Here is an 18,502-nt window from a genome sequence, read left to right on the forward strand (position 1 = left end):
CTGTAAATATTATGAAAAGCGAACTCATCTAATCAAACAACCCCGGAGTAGGGTTTACTGATTTGGCAGTAGGAGTGGCTTGTGGTGGTCCACCAACCATCTGGACAAACTCATCTTCAGAGATCATTGTTACATCCAGTTTTTTTGCTTTATCTAGCTTCGATGGCCCCATTTTATCTCCTGCAATCAGGTAATCCAGTTTTTTTGAGATAGACGAAACCACCTTGCCTCCGTTGGCTTCTATTTTTTGCTTGATCTCGTCGCGGCTAAACTGTTGAAAAGTACCCGATACCACAAAAGTTTTTCCATCCAGTTTATCACTGTCCTTTTGCAGCACAGGAGTATTGTCTTCAAACTGTAGTCCGGCTGCCTTCAGACGGTTAATCACGTCAAGGTTTTCGGTATCTTTAAAATGCTCAATCAAACTATCTGCAATGCGTCCTCCTATATCTTCTACTGCCACCAGCTCATCGTGCGATGCCTTTTGAATAGCCTCCATTGTTTTAAAATGAACTGCGAGCTTTTGTGCTACAGTTTTACCCACAAACCTGATCCCCAAACCATATAACACCCTGGCAAAGGAAATACTTTTCGACTGCTTGAGTCCTTCTATCAGGTTATGTGCCGACTTTTCGCCAAAACGATCCAGCGAAAGCAATTGCTTAAGTGTCAAGTCATACAAATCCGCTACATTTTTCACCAAGCCTTTCTCAAACAGTTGATTAATTGTTTCGCCGCCCATACTGTCTATATCCAACGCGTTACGTTGAATAAAGTGCTCAATGCGTCCTTTGATCTGAGGAGGGCAGCCCTTTTCGTTGGGGCAATAATGATTGGCTTCGCCATCTTTACGCACCAGCGCAGTACCACATTCGGGGCAATGGTCGATAAACTTAACTGCCTGAGCATTGGCTGCACGTTTGGTTAAGTCAACTCCTGTTACTTTAGGAATAATTTCGCCTCCTTTTTCTACAAATACTGTATCGTTTTCGTGCAATTGCAAACGGCTCTCTATTTCGTCGGCATTGTGCAACGACGCGCGTTTTACGGTGGTACCTGCCAATTGTACTGGAGTAAGTTCAGCCACTGGAGTAACCGACCCTGTACGCCCTACCTGGTAAGTAATAGAGTTAAGTACAGTAGATACGCTCTCGGCTTTGTATTTATAAGCTATAGCCCAACGAGGGCTTTTAGAGGTAAAACCAAGTTGCTCCTGTAGGTCAATATCATTTACCTTAATTACTACTCCATCAGTGTCTACAGGTAAGTTTTTGCGCTCTTTTTCCCAGTGGTTTACATACTCCATTACTGCATCAATGCCTGTACACCTTTTATAAGTAGGCGATACATGAAAGCCCCAGCTTTCTACCGCTTTTATTGCCTCTTCATGGGTTTTGTAAGGAAGATTATCGCCTAATAAAAAATAGAGGTAAGCATCTAGTTTACGCTTTGCCACCTCTGCGGAGTCTTGTAACTTCATCGTGCCTGATGCGGTATTTCTAGGGTTAGCATACAAGTCTTTGCCTTCTTTGACTCGTTGTGCGTTTATTGCTTCAAACACCTTGTTAGGCATAAAAACCTCACCCCTTACCTCAAAGTTAGCCGGAAAGCTATTGCCTTGAATGCTAATAGGTACTGTTCTGATTGTTCTGGCATTGGCAGTTACATCATCTCCTTGTACCCCATCGCCACGAGTAGCTGCTGTTACCAACTTCCCGTTTTCGTAAGTCAGGCTGATTGATACCCCATCAAACTTTAATTCACAGATATATTCTATTTCTTTATCGTCACCCAGGAGCTTTTTTAGGCGCTTATCAAAATCAAGCAAGTCATCTTTCGAGTAGGTGTTGCCCAGCGACAACATACGATAGCGGTGTTTGATTGTAGGAAAATCTTTGGTGATAGTCCCACCTACCCTTTGTGACGGAGAATCATCTTTTTTGAATTGAGGAAACTTTTCCTCAAGATCAATCAATTCTTCCAGTAATTTATCAAACTTATAATCTGTTACTACAGATACGTGTTTTTGATAATACATGTAGTTGTAATGGTGTAAGTCTTTCGACAATTCCCTGATGCGCTCTTGAGCTTCTTGATTAGTCATTAATATCTACAATTGGTTGGTCAATAATTTGCTAAAAATACGGATTATATTTATAAAATAAATCTCCATCAGCCAAAAAAAAGCCAGTATTACATAGGGAAACCATGTGATAAAAATAGGAGGAATCAAGTTGAGCAAGTAAAACAACAAATTACATTTTAATAGGTAAGGTTTACTTGGTAGATTTGCAAATATGCCCTAAGATAAAAGAGGGAATGCAGGAAAAGTTACATAAGAAGTATGCTATGCCAAAACCAATAGATACTTTGTGTTTGAAAATGTAACTTTGTTTAATAACCAGTTGAAAATTAAAACCCTACAATCAAATTATAATATAATACTATATAATGACCAGGATATATATCTGTATACTACTATTATCCTTCTCTTTTACCACCAGCCAATCTCAACCAGCCAATAAACTCAATACTAAAGCGCATTTCTTTGTCCACAATATGCAACCTGACAGTGCTTTGGTATACTATCAAAAGTTAGCAGCTATTTATAAAAATGAAGCCCCCAAACAGTACTACTTTACTGAGGCAAAAATAGCCGAACAATTGATTAATTTAAGGAAGTATACCCAGGCAAAACGCTTACTTGACCAACAGTTGAGGGCATCAGTCCACCTTTTTAATCCAGAGGTAGAAGCCCGACTATTGCAAAGCCTGGCAAAATTGGCGTATGCTCAAAAACATTACAAAGTAGGCTTCAGGCTTTGTGAGAAAGCCGAAAAAGCATATCAAAGCGTTGAGGCTATTACTTTAGACAAAATAGATCTTCATGTACTCAAGGCCGATTTTGTGTCTCGTTTGGCATACTTTGATCAATCATTGAGCTTGATTGATACTTGTATGGCCACTTTACAAACCCATCGCCCCGAGTCTGTGCGTGTAGCATACTTGCGAGTGAAACTATACGCTATACAGTCTTTTATAGAGCTAGGGGGAAAGTTAGCTTTTGACAAATCTCTGGAAACTTGCTACAAATCACTCAAACTGTTAAAGCGTTTGCCAACGACCAAACAGAACCTGTACTGGCAATCAAGGTTTATATATAGGCAAGGGCTCATTTACAAAAACCAGCAAAAGTTTTCTTTAGCATACCAGTATTACAGGGTAGCCTTACAGTTGAACAAACAGGTTTTTGGAAATACTCATCAAGAAGTAGCTTCTAGTCTTTTGCAAATAGGGAGACTATACGCTATGCACGCTGCCAAAAAATACTCGCTTGGTAGGCAAAGGGCAATAACTGACAAACCCATAAAGTACCCTGAGTTGGACTCGGCGTTTGTTTACTACCGTCAAAGTTTGAAGCTGTACAAAAAAAAGAACACTTGTTTTAAAGAGCAAATAGGCAGGATTTATAGCAATTTGGCCTACTTGTATACCCATATCCGAAAGTATGAGCAAGCTGAAGAGTACTTCCAACATTCGTATGAAATTTTAAGCAAAGTGTACGGAAAAACACATCCCGAAATGGTGCCTCTTTATAACTATTGGGGAGCATTGGTTTGTGTATTAAAAAAATATAGCCAACAGTTAGAAATTTTACATAAAGGTCTGTTGTCTAATGCAAAAAACTTCAATAACAAAGATATTTTTGTAGCACCACCTGTCAAAGATTATTATCACCCGGGCTATTTTCATGCCTTTTGTACGAGCAAGGCAATGGCGTTTGCCAATCGGTCGGGAGACTTGAAAGACTTAAAAGCATCTCTATATCATTTTGAAGTAGCCGATTCATTGATTAAGCATTGCAGAAATAGGGTTTTTCGTAAACAAAGTCATCTTTTTACGGCTTCCTTGATTAACCAGGCGAATATAGGGATACAGGGTAAAAGCGCAGTATACACCTGTAGCCAACTATACCGTCAAACCAAAAAAGCAAAATACCTTGAGAAAGCTTTCTATTTTATTGAACGCGGCAACTCTAGTTTTTTAATGCAGGCTTTGGCTGAAGCTGAAGCTAAAAAAATAAGTGATATTCCTCGCAAATTGCTTGACAAAGAACGTTCGCTCAGAAAACAGATAGTATATTATGAGCATAAGCAAGGGCAAAACAAGCAAGATTCTTTGGTTAGGCTAAATATGGACTATGAAACGCTGATCGCTCAATTAGAAAAAGAATACCCTCGTTATGCCCAATTAAAATTAGATGTGAAACAAGTAACGATTCAGCAACTTCAGCAAAGTATGCCTGCACAAACTGCTACATTAATGTACACATTTGGTGTACAAAGCAATAACTACGTATTTGTAATTACTAAAAATACTGCCCAACTTGTGCTGCTTCCTAAAGCTGCCAATATTCAGGCTGCCATTAGCCATTACTATAACCAACTGTCAAGCGAGAAGCGTTTACGTAACTTTGCTCCTGCAAGTTATCAAGGGTACAAGGCGCTATTCAAACCCGCAGAAAAATACTTAAAGGGAATCCGAAAATTAGTGGTGATAGCTCCTTCCCTCGAGAACATTCCTTTTGAGGCAATGATTACTCAATTGCCCAAGAGCCTACAACAAGATGATTTTTCTAAGCTCAACTACTTGGGCAAACATTACCAGATCAGTTACCACTACTCAGCAACGCTCTGGTACAAAGCAATCAACCAAGTTGTTGAACAAACAGTTGCCCCTGAGCTACACTTTTTGGCTTTTGCCCCGTTTAGTGTTGGCAAGGGAGCAGTTTTTAATACCATTCGTGGTGCTAATGACTATTTGCCCGAAAGTGGATTAGAAGTCAAGTCTATTTACAATGTCTTTAAGTCTAAGAATTTATCTGCTGAGGTAAGTCTGGCAAAAGCGGCAACTAAAGATTATTTTATCCAAAAAGTAAAAACTGCTCATATTGTACACATAGCCAGTCATAGTGAAGCAAACACCCAGCATGTGGGGCTGGCAAAAATTCACTTTGCCGAATTTAATCACCAAAACCAAAATTTTTCGGGTTGTTTGTTAGCAAGTGAAGTATACAACCTGGAGCTGAATGCCGATTTGTTGGTGTTGAGTAGTTGTGAATCGGGAGTAGGTAAGTTGATAGAAGGTGAAGGAGTTTTTTCGTTGGCGCGTAGTTTTTTATATGCCGGAGCCCGCAATATTGTATTCTCTCTCTGGGAGATAGACGATTACTACACCAGAGAACTCATGGTGATTTTTTATCAACAGTTCTTGACCCATTCCATGAGTTATTCACGGGCATTACAAATTGCTCAGCAAAAAATGGTGGCTAAAGGGGTACACCCTAAGCATTGGTCGGGTATTGTCATGATTGGAAAGTAGTCTATACCAATGCTTGTATGAGTTGTTTTATTTGGGGCAATATGTCACCGCTTGTGCCCCTAAGCACTAGCTTATCAGGCTCACTAGTTGCCATATCTGTAAAGGCACTGTCAGCAATATTTATATCTACCAGGCTACTCCCACGATAAGTAGCAGTAGAGGCGATATGATGGGGAAGGTTAGTAGCGCCCGATGTACCCACAACAAATAGTACCCCAGTATTGAGTGCTGCTTCTATGGCACTTTCTTGCTTGTAAAGTCGCTCGTTGTAATACTCATCAAACATCAATACATTGGGGCGCATCAAGCTACCACAGTCCGGACATTTGAGTTGTTCCCACTGTTGAGTGATCATTTTGGCATCATAAGGAGCAGTACCTATGTCTAATGGAAAAGGGTAAACATCCATACTGCATTCTTCACTACACCTTACAGTTTCCATATTGCCGTGAATCTCAAGTACTTTTGCCTGAGTGTTGCCAGCCTTTATATGTAATCGGTCTATGTTTTGAGTAATGAGCCGAAAATTGTTGGGCAACAACACCTCAGTAGATGCCAACGCCAAGTGTCCGGCATTGGGCTGCAAATCTCTAAAGCTCACCTTACGGTACAAGACAAACTTCCAGACCTCTGCGGGGTTTTCTTTGAAAAAGCGTAGGGTGGCAAACTCTTCTGGTTTATAATTACGTGAACCTTCTACCCAAATACCATCAGTACCACGGTAGGTCGGTACGCCGCTTTCGGCAGAAATACCTGCCCCAGTCAAAAAAGTGATGAGTTTGTCCTGTGCTAATGCCTGAGCACACAAAAGCTTGATTTTTTCTAAAGTTTTTTCCATAAGTAAGGCAATGTTTCAACAATTATATAATTTTGAATGCACTATGTCTTTTACTTTTTAACTGCGTTAATTTTTTAGAACTAAAGTGCGATGTAAATAGGTAGTGTGATGGTTAAATATTGATTTTTGTGTTTTATTTAGAATAATATTTTGTGAAAACACATTTAAAACTTACACCCAAATATGCTAATCAGAATTGTAAGAATGACCTTTCAAGAAGACAAAGTACAAACCTTTGTTGATAACTTCGAGCAGATTAAACATAAGATAAGAGGCTTTGATGGATGCGAACATTTAGAGCTTTGGCGTGATGCCAACGACCCTAATATTTTTGTAACCTACAGTCATTGGCAGTCTGAAGAGCACCTCAATACCTACAGACATTCTGCATTATTTAAAGAAGTATGGGCGTATACCAAACCCCTGTTTGCAGCAAAAACAGCCGCTTTTTCGGTACTTAGGGTAGAAAAAGTATGACTTTTCACAAATTTTTAAAAAAAGTTTAATGATTTCTTGTTTGTAGGATTTCTTTTTTACTACCTTTGCAACGCAATAAAAAACAAGCCCAGGTGGCGGAATTGGTAGACGCGTTGGTCTCAAACACCAATGGTAGCAATACCGTGCCGGTTCGACTCCGGCCCTGGGTATTTTTTCTCTTGTAAAGTTTGGTATACTTTTCAAAAATACTACGTTTTCTTACATGTTGGTTGTACTCTTTAAGCTCTTTTGTAGCAAAAGAAAAAGTGTGTGTTGTCATCTATACTATAACACCGATTAAGAATAACCATACCTCAATTATTACTCACCTGTCAGAAGCTCTTCGCTTCATTCAAAACTAGGGAATTATATTATAAAACTTTCTACAATCTACTATTCCAAGTAGGAAGGTATTCTTGTGTAACTACACCTGCTCAAAATATTACCGTTTGTTAAGACTACTTTAACAAAGTGGTCTGCATTAATAGCCCAAATATATACCAAAGACATTCAAACAAAAATGACAAACCGGATTAATAAACAACGGTAATGTAGTGGTCCTTTCCTACATTTAAATAAAAAAGAAAGGGAGTTGCAAATTAGTATGCAATTTTATGTTATACATACTTATTCTTAAAGTTTTATTAAACGCTAATACCCAGTTTTCGTACGATTATGATCGTTTAATGTACATAATCGCAGAAAAGGAGAGCCGTTTTCAGTGCCAGGTAGTAGATCCTTATGGTATTACTTATGGCAAATATCAGGTGACAGATCACTTGATTGCAAAACACGGCTACAAAAGACCGATGACTTGCGAACAGCAAGACGAACTTATGCGTAAGTTAATTCAAATGTATGAGACCATGGGTCACCGTTACGAATTTACTTATCGCAGAGGCATTTGGCTTCATAAGACTAACTTGATTATAGCGATGCATTTTGCGCCTTATGGCACTATCAAGTATATAGAAGGGGGAGAAGACTTCTCCAATGGTCTGATTTCAGTAAGTACTTTACTGAAACGATATGAAGATGTGAACCTATACAAGGTTAAAAATCAACAACCAATCAGTAGTAGGTAGAAACCAATTTGTAAGTGTCAAACGACCAATACAGAAGCTAAAACGTAAGTTTTAATTAATATCAGAACGCGGTACCTTGGTATCGCGTTTTTTTATTTTGACGCTATGTCATATCAGCACTTGGGGTTATTCAACAATAATACCAAAAGCACTTCATTGTTGCTACCTTATTTTCCTTTAGTGTCAGCTTGTCACCCCTGCCTTGTCAAAATTACCTTATACAACTAATGGAGCATAATTTGTTAATATTTGGCTAATTATGTAAATTCATTTGGTACTCAATCAAGTATCAGGCAAACTGCATAAGGGTACTAAAATCCCTATAACTTGGTAAATTGATAAAAAACTAACAACTCTAATCTGTGAACGCTTTGAACTTCAGTAATTACACAATAAAAGCCCAGGAGGTGATTCAAAAATCTACCCAAATAACTGCTGGGTATGGCAACCAGGTAATGGAGAATGGTCATTTGATAAAGGCTATTTTGGAAGACGATGAAGACTTGTCTAATTTTATTTTACGTAAGCTGAATGTAAATCCCAAATACTTTAAGACCAAGCTTGACGAAATAGTAACCGCTTACCCCAAAGTAGAAGGCTCATTGTATTTGTCGAATGACATGGTATATTCCTTTCAGAAAGCAGAAGAATACGCCAAGCAAATGAACGATGAGTACATTGCTATAGAACATATTTGGTTGGGTATACTTGCTGGGCGCGACCAGGTAGCTTTGTTGCTTAAAGATATGGGCTTTGCCGAAGAGCACCTCATCAAAGCAATTCAAGAACTGCGCGGCAACGAAAACGTAACCAACCCCAACGCTGAGGCCAACTACCAATCGCTGGAGCGTTACTCAAACAATTTAAATGAATTGGCGAAAGCCGGAAAACTAGACCCAGTGATAGGGCGCGACGATGAAATACGCCGTTTGCTGCAAATACTCTCGCGCCGTACCAAAAACAACCCTATTTTGTTAGGAGAACCAGGAGTAGGTAAAACTGCGATTGCCGAAGGGCTTGCCCAGCGCATAGTGATTGGTGATGTACCCGAAAACCTGAAGTCTAAAACTATAGTGTCGCTTGATATGGGCTTGTTAGTAGCAGGTGCCAAATATAAAGGAGAATTTGAAGAACGCCTAAAGGCAGTAATCAAAGAAGTGGTGGACTCAGATGGAGAAGTTGTGTTATTTATAGATGAAATACACACCTTAATAGGGGCAGGCAGTAACGGCGATGGGGCAATGGATGCGGCTAACTTGTTGAAACCTGCCTTGGCACGAGGAGAGTTACACGCCATAGGAGCTACTACCCTCAAAGAGTATCAACAATACATAGAAAAAGACAAAGCACTAGAGCGTCGTTTTCAGGCAGTAATGGTAGGTGAGCCTGATGTACAGGATGCCATTTCTATTTTAAGAGGGCTCAAAGAGCGTTATGAACTACACCATGGGGTACACATCAAAGACGACGCAATTATTACTGCAGTAGAGTTGTCACATCGTTACATATCTGATCGTTTTTTGCCCGATAAGGCCATTGATCTGATGGATGAGGCTTCTGCCAAATTGCGGATCGAGATAGACTCGATGCCAGAAGAACTGGACGAAGTAAACCGCAAAGTGATGCAGCTGGAGATTGAACGCGAAGCCATTCGAAGAGAGAACGATCAGGACAAGGCAGAGCAATTATCAAAAGACATCACAAACCTACAGGCAAAACGTGATGAACTAAGGACCAAGTGGCGTAGTGAAAAAAGCCTGATAGAGAGTATTCACAAAGAAAAAGAAAATATTGAACGCTATAAACTAGAAGCCGAACAAGCCGAACGCCAGCATGACTATGGTAAGGTGGCAGAGCTACGTTATGGCAAAATCCGCGAAAGCGAAGAAAGGCTGATAGAGCTACAAAAAGAAATGCAAAATGCCCCCGAAAACTCGATGGTAAAGGAAGAGGTAACCAGCGAAGACATTGCCGAAGTAGTGGCAAAATGGACGGGAATTCCGGTGGCAAAGATTGTACAAAGCGAGCGGGAAAAGTTGTTAGAACTGGAAGGTGAACTAGCCAAAAGAGTGGCGGGTCAGGGGCAAGCCATCAAGGTGATTTCGGATGCAGTGCGCCGAAGCCGTGCCGGGTTGCAAGATCCCAAACGCCCCATAGGTTCTTTTATATTTATAGGAAGCTCAGGCGTAGGAAAAACCGAACTTGCCAAAGCCTTGGCGGAGTTTCTTTTTAACGATGAAAATGCGATGGTACGCATCGATATGTCGGAGTACCAGGAACAACACGCAGTGAGCCGTTTGATTGGGGCGCCTCCAGGCTATGTGGGCTACGACGAAGGCGGACAGTTGACCGAAGCAGTACGACGCAAACCCTATTCGGTAATTTTGCTCGATGAATTTGAAAAAGCGCACCCCGATGTATTTAATATTTTGCTACAGGTACTCGACGAAGGACGTTTGACAGATAGCAAGGGACGATTGGCGAACTTTCGCAATGCCATCATTATTATGACCTCAAATGTAGGTTCAGAGTTGATCCATAGAAACTTTGAAGAAATAACCCTTGATACAGAGTTTGACATTATGGAAAATACCAAAGAAGATATTCTGGATATGCTGAAGCAAGGGGTAAGACCTGAGTTTTTGAATCGAATAGATGAGGTAGTGTTATTTCGTCAATTGTCGCCTAAAGACATGCGCCATATTGTAAAAATACAATTTAAGCAAATTCAGCGACAGCTTGCCGAAAATGGGGTTCATCTGGAAACAAGCGACGATGTTCTCAATACATTTGCTGAAATGGGTTATCAACGTGAGTTTGGAGCAAGACCACTCAAGCGGGTATTGCAAAAACGTTTGCTCAACGATTTGTCAAAAGAAATACTGGCGGGCAAGCTCAACAAAGATGCCGTAATTGCCATTACTTTGGACGAGTATGACCGGGTACAATTTATGAACCTGGATGATATAGAGATTGACAATGGAGGGATATAAGACCACTAGACCACTTGGTAGAAGCGTAAATCGATGATGGATTTACGCTTTTTTTATGGGTTTAATATATATGCAGGGTGGCCTGGTAGAATTTCATAAAACTATGTAATGATTAAAGATTTAGAGATTACCTCCATTGAAACTCAGGCGTCATACCAATCAGAGCAACCATTGCCCTTAATCGAAAGTTGATGTCTTTAGGTTTACCAAATGGAGGTTCAGCTGCGCTGCCTCCACCCGCCAGATAATTGACCAACAGACCCCGGGTTTGAGGTTTTACTTGCCTGCCCAACGCCCGTTCTATCCAATAGTCAGTGATTTGGAATGCGCTCTTGGCATTGGTAGGAGTTTGTCCTTTCAAATCAAACTTGGCCGATTTATGCCAACGTAGCCCAAATACTAAAGTAGACACCACATTCCAGCGGGTGAGCATCATGTGAGAGTTAATCCAATAACTCGCTACATCGGGGTGCCCGGTAGGTGTAGCCCATTGAAACATTTGATAGCCCATATTAGTAAGCAAATAATGCATATTGCGGTGTGGGGTGAGCTGAGCATTGGTAGCCCGTAAAAATGAAACAACCAACTCAAACGGACGTTTGACCTTATCGCCCCAGTTTTGGGTAAACTCAGGAGCGTTTAAAATAGTGCGCAACACATGCTTGATCTGATCAGGTGATTTTTGGTGTTTCATCCAAGTAGCTACAGCTTTGTCAATCAATGTTTGGGGCGGTTTATCTGCCACCAAACGGCGGCAGATCTTAGTACAAACAAATTTTGCTGTGCCAGGGTGGTAAGCCACCAGATCAAGCACCTTTTTGCCATCTGCCATAGGTGGTTGGTTTGACGAAAATTCAGTACCCAATACCCGCTTTTGGTAGTTATCGTGCCAACCTTCATAATAAAAAAACTTGCCCGTATTAGGCAAACGTTCGCCTCCTTTAATCCTCGAACCATCGGCTATAGTCCACCCTGTAAATGCCCTTGCCGCCTCGTATACATCTTCGTCTATGTACCCACTGGGTTTGCCCTTGGTAGCTCCTGGCACTTGTCGCCATTGATCATACAAATGATTGAGGTAGTGATCGGCTCCCAATGTATGTAACTCAAACAATTCGCGGGCATAGTTTTCGTTGGCAGGGCTTGCCTTACTATATACATTGTCAAGGTAATACTGCATGGCGGTACTTTTTGCCACATCTTCCAAAAAATCACGAAAGTTACCAAAGCAGTTTTTTCTAATTACTTCTCGGTCGTATACAGGCAAGGTAAGTGCAATACGCCAATCGGTTTGTACGCTTACATTAAAATGATTGTGCCAAAACTCTGTCATCACCTCTTGCAGTTGCCATTTACTATAAGTAGCACGTAGCCAGGTAGCTGCCATTACCTCTTGTGCGGGTCGGTTACGTTCTTTGTTAGGTGTTTTCTTACGGTCGCTTAATTTCCATAACTCTTCTATAGAAGCATTGAGTAGCTTCAGAGGACGATTTTCATCCATTGCCCCATACTTTCCGGCTTTAGCCTTATATTTTATTTTTAGGGTGGCTTTTGCCAATTGCTCCTTCAATAAAGCATCCTGACCATTGTTTGGGTTGAGTTGTTCTTCTATATAGCGTGGCAACCCTTTTTTCTTAAGAGTAACTATATCTCCTTGTCGGGCACCATACCCCATGCGGTTCAAGGCAATTACTTCGGGTGAGGGTGGTACAGGTGCTGTCTGAGGTGGATTCAGCAGGTCATTGATCGTATTAGAAGGAAACAAACTTTGCAAAAAGTCACGACGTTGTTTAGCCATAGTATTATGAGGGTAATCAAGTGAGAGATTATGGGTAATTTAATAACTTAGCTGATAAAATAAAAAGAAATGGAGCAAACCCCCTCTAGCCAAATGAAGAATCTGTGGGCAAAATATATAACCTTTAGTGCTGCTGTAGTGTTTGGTTAATTAGATTTATTGAGAATCTTAACTAAAATCGTTAATTTTGTTGTCAATCAAAACAGCACGTACAACTATGGGAGCACTGCTCAAATTTTTATTGATACTTTTTCTTATTGGCTATCTCATCAACAAATTTAGCTCATTCTTGATTCGTCGGGCGCTCAAAACCTTTGGCATTACCCCACCACAAAAAGAGAAACGCGCCCGGAGACGTAAAAAAGGCATTCAGGTAGAATATGTACCCGAAGAAGAGCAAGAAGATCGTCGCCGAAGCAAAAACTTTAGGGGAGGCGACTATGTAGATTTTGAAGAAATGAAATAAAAATGGCTGCTCATTTGCTCAAACGATCAGCCATTTGTAGTGTTAGTTTTTTTCTTGGTGCATCTTGCTAAGCGATTTACGCAACAACAAGTTCACTTCGCGGTCGTTGGGGTATACAGTTAACACCTTAGAAAAATCTGCTACTGCTTCGGCATACTTGCCCAACCCGTCGTAAGCCAACCCTCGACTATAGTAAGCCATCACATTATTGCTGTCTTCTTTCAATACTCGGTTACAATCTGCCAACGCTTCTTTATATTGTTTCTTTTCCGATAAATACAAAGCCCGGTCGGTGTAGTAGTCCAGTTTTTTTGGCGCAAGCTTAATCGCCTCATTGATATCTTGCAGGGCGCCCTCTAGGTTTCTTACCTCATAAGCTATAATTGCCCGGTCGTAATAGTATTCAGCCACTTTTTTGTTAAGCGTAATGGCCTGTGTAATACTTGCTTGTGCTTCTTTATACATTCCCAGCTCTTTGTAAGTAAGTCCCCGGCTATAATAAGTTTTTTCAGCATTACGATTTTTAGGTAGCTTCAAAGCCTTGTTAAAATCCTGCACAGCCTCATTATAAGCATTGCGCATAGCATGAGCTATGCCACGCAAGGTATAAGAGTAAGAATTGTTAGGTGCCAACTCGATGGCTTTTTTGAGCTCTACCAAAGCATTTTTAGAATCGCCTAAACTAATAAATGTTTCTGCCCTGGCCTGATACCCTTGTGTACTAATGCTGTCAAGCAATGGTTTTTCTTTTCTATCATCCAGTTTTAACATGATTTTTGCATTGCCCAGCAAATTCATTCTTGTAATCAACTCTTTATCTGTTAACAGTTCAGGCATTAGAAAAATACCCTCCAAAAAGTCTTTTCGGGCTTGTTTAGGTCTACGCATGCGGTAATATACCACGGCACGGTCATAATACATAGTAGCGCTTGCCTCGTTGTTTTTACCCACCAGTTTGATAGCCCTGTTCAAATAACTCAAAGCAGCTCTTGTGTCTTTTAGTTTATATTTGGTTTTGCCTATATAATGATAAATACTACTGTTTTCGTGTTTTTGAGGAGTTTGCAGGTAAAACAAGGCTCGATTGTATTTACGCAATTGATAATAGGCAAGCCCCCAGTTATAAAAATCTTCTTCTTCGAAGGCGGCTTTCTCTTTTTGTAGTTTTTCATAAATATCAATGGCCTTTTTAGGCTTTTTCATGCCCAGGTGTACCAGCGCTTTCAAGCGTTTGGCATCAGCGTCTTTAGGAGCTAACCCTAAGCAAGAGGCAATGTCTTTGAGTGCAAGGTCATATTGTTGTGTATAGTAATAAGTAGAAGCCCGGTAATAATAAGCGTATACGTTTTTAGCATCTAACCTGAGCGTTTTATTAAAGTAAGTGGTGGCGTCCTTATACAAGTCCATGACAAAATACAAGCTGCCCAATGCATTGATTACTTCTATATAAGTGCTGTCTAATTGGTAGCCTTTGCGGTAATCAGTTTCGGCACTTTCGTAATTCTCTAAATAAAACTTGGCTTGCCCTCGGTACAAATATAAAGAGGCTACATTGGGGTATAAAAGAATCAATAAATCATAGTCGCGAATCGCCTTGAGATATTTACCTTCTCTCATAAAGTAATAACTACGGGCATAAAGTGCGTCATAAAAGCGAGGATTGATTCCAATGGACTTATTAAGGTACTCGAAACCTTCCTGAATTTTTCCTGCATCCATCAGTTGAACTGCCTTCTTGTAGGCTATTTCGTAATCTTGTTCTTGTTCCTGGCTAAGGGCTGGGTGGTTGAAGCATACAATACTACTCAACAAACATAGTATGAACGCAATATTTGATTTTATCATAACAGCTTATATCTGTTTTTGCAACAAAGTCTTTACTTCGTGAAAAAGAAGCAAGCTCAATTATTATGTGTGTGTACAAGTTTATGGCGGATAATTCATGACAAAACTGATCATTAGTTTTGTTTGAGTGTTTCTATTAAGAATATGTTTAAAGCTTCTATTAGGGGTTTGAGGGTAGAACCAGACACGAAAAACGGAGTTTAGCATTGCTAAATGAGCATTTTTGTCTCGAAGTTCAGCGTTTAAAGCCCCATTTTATGTTCAAATATTAAATTTGAAACACATTCTAAAAAAACTTATCCAACCAAAAATAAGAAAAAAAAGCGTGCGTCTCAATGGTTCAAGGCATAATATTATGCTCAATAGACAACTCCGTTTTTATCTTATAGTCAATAAAAGCGCTTTTCTTTGGCTTAGGTCATTGCTATAATTTTATGGTTGGATCATACAACAATCTGATAGTATCTTGAAATCATACAAAATCTATGGGGACTATAATCATCGTATTGCTCCAGGTCATGACCAGGTTTACCCCCTTTTTTCTTTCTTGAAAAAAAATCGTAAATGCCTCATACACTTCATCAATAGAAAGTACTTTTGCCTGATAACGCAGAGCGTCTTTATCTTTGTATTTAGGGTAGTCAAAAGCCCCCCACTGACCCAGTTCCCGGTTAAAAATTACTGTCCAGTAGTCTTTACCAGGTATGGTAAATATGGTATAGGTGCCTGCCTTAATTCGTTTTTTATTTATTTTTACATCGTTAATTAAGGTGATTTCAGTAGCTTCGTTTGCTCCGGTTCGCCATATCTTGCCAAAAGGAATTAATGCCCCAAAAACATGACGACCTCTTTTAGAAGGTTGACCATAAGTAACTTTCAAATAATTTCGTTCGTTCTTGAAGGTGGTCATTGTGATAGGGCTCAACTTTCTGGGTGGTTTTACAACCTTTTGTGCCCAGCCAAGTTGTACGATCCCTAACAAGGCAACAAGTGTTAAATATCTCATAGATGAATATTTATGCTTTTTAACGGTTATTTTGGTGTATAAATCTATCTGAAAATAAAAATGTATAAGATAAATTAAAGAGCTCTTGTATAAAACCTACATTCTACAGCGTTTATTCAAGAAGTGAAAACCAACAGATTAACAAATAATTGCTTTATTTTGCAAAAATCCCACAGTGGTCTTTCAGGTGCCCTCATAAACTTTTAAAACTGCTATTATCATAAAGTGTTGACAATGTATAAATTTAAGAAACTCCTTACTACAAATACAATTCGTAAGTTTTGCTTTACCTGTCTTATTTTAGCAGGAGTTGTAGCAAATACCCAAGCCCAAACTCCTTGTTTTAGGGCAAAAGACAATGTTACCAGAGGTTGTGCTCCTTTTAGTGTGGAGTTGGTTGATTGTTCGGGAGCAACTACTATTTTTTATAAATACGGTGATGGTAGTACCCAAACCCAGCAAAACACCCATACTTATAACGAGCCTGGGCTTTATGCGGTAACTCAATATATTCAGAAACCTGGCCAAACCCAGGCAGATAGTTTACAGGTGCAAAACTACATAGAGGTATTGCCTTCACCTCAACCCGCGTTTGATTTAAAACTGTGTAGCGATAATGCAGTGTTTTTATCTATTCCTGACCAAAACTATGAAGAGTATATCATCAACTGGGGAGATGGCATTACCCAAACAGTATCCAGAGGCGCAGTCAATATCCCTCCTCATAAATATAACTTTGCCCCGGTAACCATTACAGTTACTGGCAATTACGATCCGGGAAATTGCGGGGGTAGTAACGCGGTCATTGTCAATCCAATTGCTAATATTATTCCTGCCGATATTCAATCAGTATCTACCTTGGCCAAAGACCCCACCAATGGAGTGACCCAAATTGTTTTTGGAACCAATGAGAACTTTGAGTATGAGGTGGCTCAAAAAGCCAGTAATGAAAGTACCTTTACTTTGATTAAAACTGTGGTAAATACTGCAGGCAGGGTCATTACCGAAAAGTTTCAGAACCTGGACACCGAAAACTTGTCTTATTGCTATAAAGTCACCACCAAAGACTTGTGTGCTAACAAGGTAGAGTCGGAAGTGTTTTGCAATATGAGTTTGTCTGCCACTGCCCAAAACAATCAGAATACGGTGCAATGGACTCCCTATGCAGGCTCAAACTTTCAACGGTATGTGTTGTATCGTAATCAAAACCCCATACAAGTAATTAACGACATTAACACCTTATCTTATATCGATACAGCAGTTACTTGTAACGAGCAGTATTGTTATAGTGTTGAGGCTGAAACCGGCGTTACCAGTAAATTGATTATCGCGTCTAATAATGACTGTGTCATTGCTTATTCAGAAGATATTCCCCCTACCATTACCATTTTTAACTCTACAGTAGAGCAAGACAATAGCATCAGGGTGTTTTGGGACATTGAGACTTTTCCACGTATTACCGAATACCTGGTGAGCAGAACCGATACCACATTAAGGTTAAGTACTACCGAACTTCAGGCAATAGATGTAAACCTGGATGCCGACAATAATCAATATTTCTATAAGATTTTTTATACCAACCAGTGTGGTAACAGTTCTGCAAGATCGTTGATTACCAGCCCAGTATTGTTGAAGGCGTCAAGCATAACAGCCAAAAGTGTACAATTGCAATGGACACACTACCTCAATGCTGAACAGCGTTTTAGTAATTATGAACTGGAGAAGCTAGAAGAAGATGGTACAGTGTATCAAACAGTGCCCCTTACTACTGATACCACTTATACCGATACTCAGCAAGACTTGGAGCGCCAAGTGTTGCGTTACCGTGTAAAAACTTATATAAACCCTGCCACAAACCTGGTAAGTTACTCAAATATAGTAGAGGTCAAGCGTAAGTTTAAAATATTTGTGCCCAATGCTTTTACTCCAAATGGTGATGGGTTGAATGACACTTTTGAGCCAAAAGCCATTTTTGTGAAGAGTTTCAATATGACAGTGTACAATCGTTTGGGAAAAGTGGTATATCGTTCGCAAGATATTACCCAAGGCTGGGATGGTAACTTTAATGGCAAAGAGGCTACTTCTGATGTATATATTTATACCATCGAAATGACCGATTTGCTGGGTAATGATTTTAAAACCAAAGGTACTTTTACGTTGATTCGCTAAACCCGAATTAGTAATGGTACTATGAAAACAATTCTTTTTGGTTATTTTTGTAAAAAGATGCGAATCATATAAACCTCAAAAATATGTTTGACTTGAATAATTTGATGGGAAAGGTGAAGGAGATGCAGGATAAGATGAAGGAAGTGCAAGATAGCCTCGCCCAGGTAAAAGTAACTGCTGAGTCGGGTGCTGGAATGGTAAAAGCTACTGTGAATGGTAAACGGCAGGTAATTTCAATAGAGGTGGATAAAGACCTTGTAAAACCTGAAGATCAGGACATGATGCAAGACTTGATTGTGGCAGCAATAAATAAAGCTTTAGAAGAAGCAGACGTGGTAGCCAAAGAAGAAATGCAAAAAGCTACTCAGGGAGTGATGCCCAATATCCCTGGTTTCGACCTCAATAACATGATGTAAACTTATTTTTTACTCATTTATTCCTCT

At 39.8% G+C, this 18,502-nt stretch carries 12 protein-coding genes and 1 tRNA gene; 8 read left to right on the forward strand and 5 right to left on the reverse strand.

Going from position 1 to position 18,502, the window contains the following annotated elements; genetic code table 11:
- Window positions 1–28: 28 nt before the first annotated feature.
- Entirely contained in the window at window positions 29–2,104 is a 2,076-nt protein-coding gene (ligA, locus tag M23134_RS19530; RefSeq protein WP_002699050.1) for an NAD-dependent DNA ligase LigA, read from the reverse strand.
- 347 nt (window positions 2,105–2,451) lie between these two features.
- Between ligA and M23134_RS19535 the strand changes: the two genes are divergently transcribed.
- Entirely contained in the window at window positions 2,452–5,382 is a 2,931-nt protein-coding gene (locus M23134_RS19535) for a CHAT domain-containing protein (protein ID WP_082226601.1), read from the forward strand.
- 1 nt (window position 5,383) lies between these two features.
- On the opposite strand, the gene M23134_RS19540 is transcribed toward M23134_RS19535, so the two are convergent.
- Window positions 5,384–6,220, reverse strand: coding sequence for an SIR2 family NAD-dependent protein deacylase (locus tag M23134_RS19540; protein WP_002699053.1), 837 nt, complete (start codon window positions 6,218–6,220; stop codon window positions 5,384–5,386).
- 183 nt (window positions 6,221–6,403) lie between these two features.
- Here M23134_RS19540 and M23134_RS19545 point away from each other — a divergent pair, with 183 nt between their 5' ends.
- The 4 genes from M23134_RS19545 (at window position 6,404) to clpB (ending at window position 10,775) form a co-directional block, all read left to right on the forward strand.
- Entirely contained in the window at window positions 6,404–6,697 is a 294-nt protein-coding gene (locus M23134_RS19545) for a putative quinol monooxygenase (RefSeq protein ID WP_045113917.1), read from the forward strand.
- Window positions 6,698–6,783: 86 nt separating this feature from the next.
- A tRNA-Leu gene (locus tag M23134_RS19550) sits at window positions 6,784–6,867 on the forward strand.
- A gap of 444 nt (window positions 6,868–7,311) precedes the next feature.
- A complete protein-coding gene (locus M23134_RS19555; RefSeq protein WP_045113918.1) occupies window positions 7,312–7,782 on the forward strand; it encodes a hypothetical protein in 471 nt (156 codons plus the stop codon).
- Window positions 7,783–8,153: 371 nt separating this feature from the next.
- On the forward strand, window positions 8,154–10,775 hold the full coding sequence (gene clpB / locus M23134_RS19560) for an ATP-dependent chaperone ClpB (RefSeq protein WP_002699056.1): 2,622 nt from the start codon (window positions 8,154–8,156) through the stop codon (window positions 10,773–10,775).
- A gap of 127 nt (window positions 10,776–10,902) precedes the next feature.
- Here clpB and M23134_RS19565 read toward each other — a convergent pair whose 3' ends face one another.
- Entirely contained in the window at window positions 10,903–12,573 is a 1,671-nt protein-coding gene (locus tag M23134_RS19565) for a DUF1800 domain-containing protein (RefSeq protein WP_002699057.1), read from the reverse strand.
- A gap of 187 nt (window positions 12,574–12,760) precedes the next feature.
- On the opposite strand from M23134_RS19565, the gene M23134_RS19570 reads away from it, so the two are divergent.
- Entirely contained in the window at window positions 12,761–13,039 is a 279-nt protein-coding gene (locus M23134_RS19570) for a hypothetical protein (protein ID WP_157558555.1), read from the forward strand.
- Between the two features lie 42 nt (window positions 13,040–13,081).
- On the opposite strand, the gene M23134_RS19575 is transcribed toward M23134_RS19570, so the two are convergent.
- Window positions 13,082–14,884, reverse strand: a complete 1,803-nt coding sequence (locus M23134_RS19575) for a tetratricopeptide repeat protein (RefSeq protein ID WP_045113919.1) — start codon at window positions 14,882–14,884, stop codon at window positions 13,082–13,084.
- Window positions 14,885–15,356: 472 nt separating this feature from the next.
- Complete coding sequence (locus tag M23134_RS19580; protein WP_045113920.1) at window positions 15,357–15,890, reverse strand: DUF2911 domain-containing protein; 534 nt, start codon at window positions 15,888–15,890, stop codon at window positions 15,357–15,359.
- Window positions 15,891–16,124: 234 nt separating this feature from the next.
- Here M23134_RS19580 and M23134_RS19585 point away from each other — a divergent pair, with 234 nt between their 5' ends.
- The gene (locus M23134_RS19585) at window positions 16,125–18,059 is read left to right on the forward strand and encodes a T9SS type B sorting domain-containing protein (protein ID WP_002699063.1); all 1,935 of its coding nucleotides are present in this window, start codon (window positions 16,125–16,127) and stop codon (window positions 18,057–18,059) included.
- Window positions 18,060–18,142: 83 nt separating this feature from the next.
- On the forward strand, window positions 18,143–18,475 hold the full coding sequence (locus tag M23134_RS19590; RefSeq protein WP_002699064.1) for a YbaB/EbfC family nucleoid-associated protein: 333 nt from the start codon (window positions 18,143–18,145) through the stop codon (window positions 18,473–18,475).
- Window positions 18,476–18,502 lie beyond the last annotated feature (27 nt).

It is taken from the genome of Microscilla marina ATCC 23134, assembly GCF_000169175.1.
Lineage (GTDB): Bacteria > Bacteroidota > Bacteroidia > Cytophagales > Microscillaceae > Microscilla > Microscilla marina.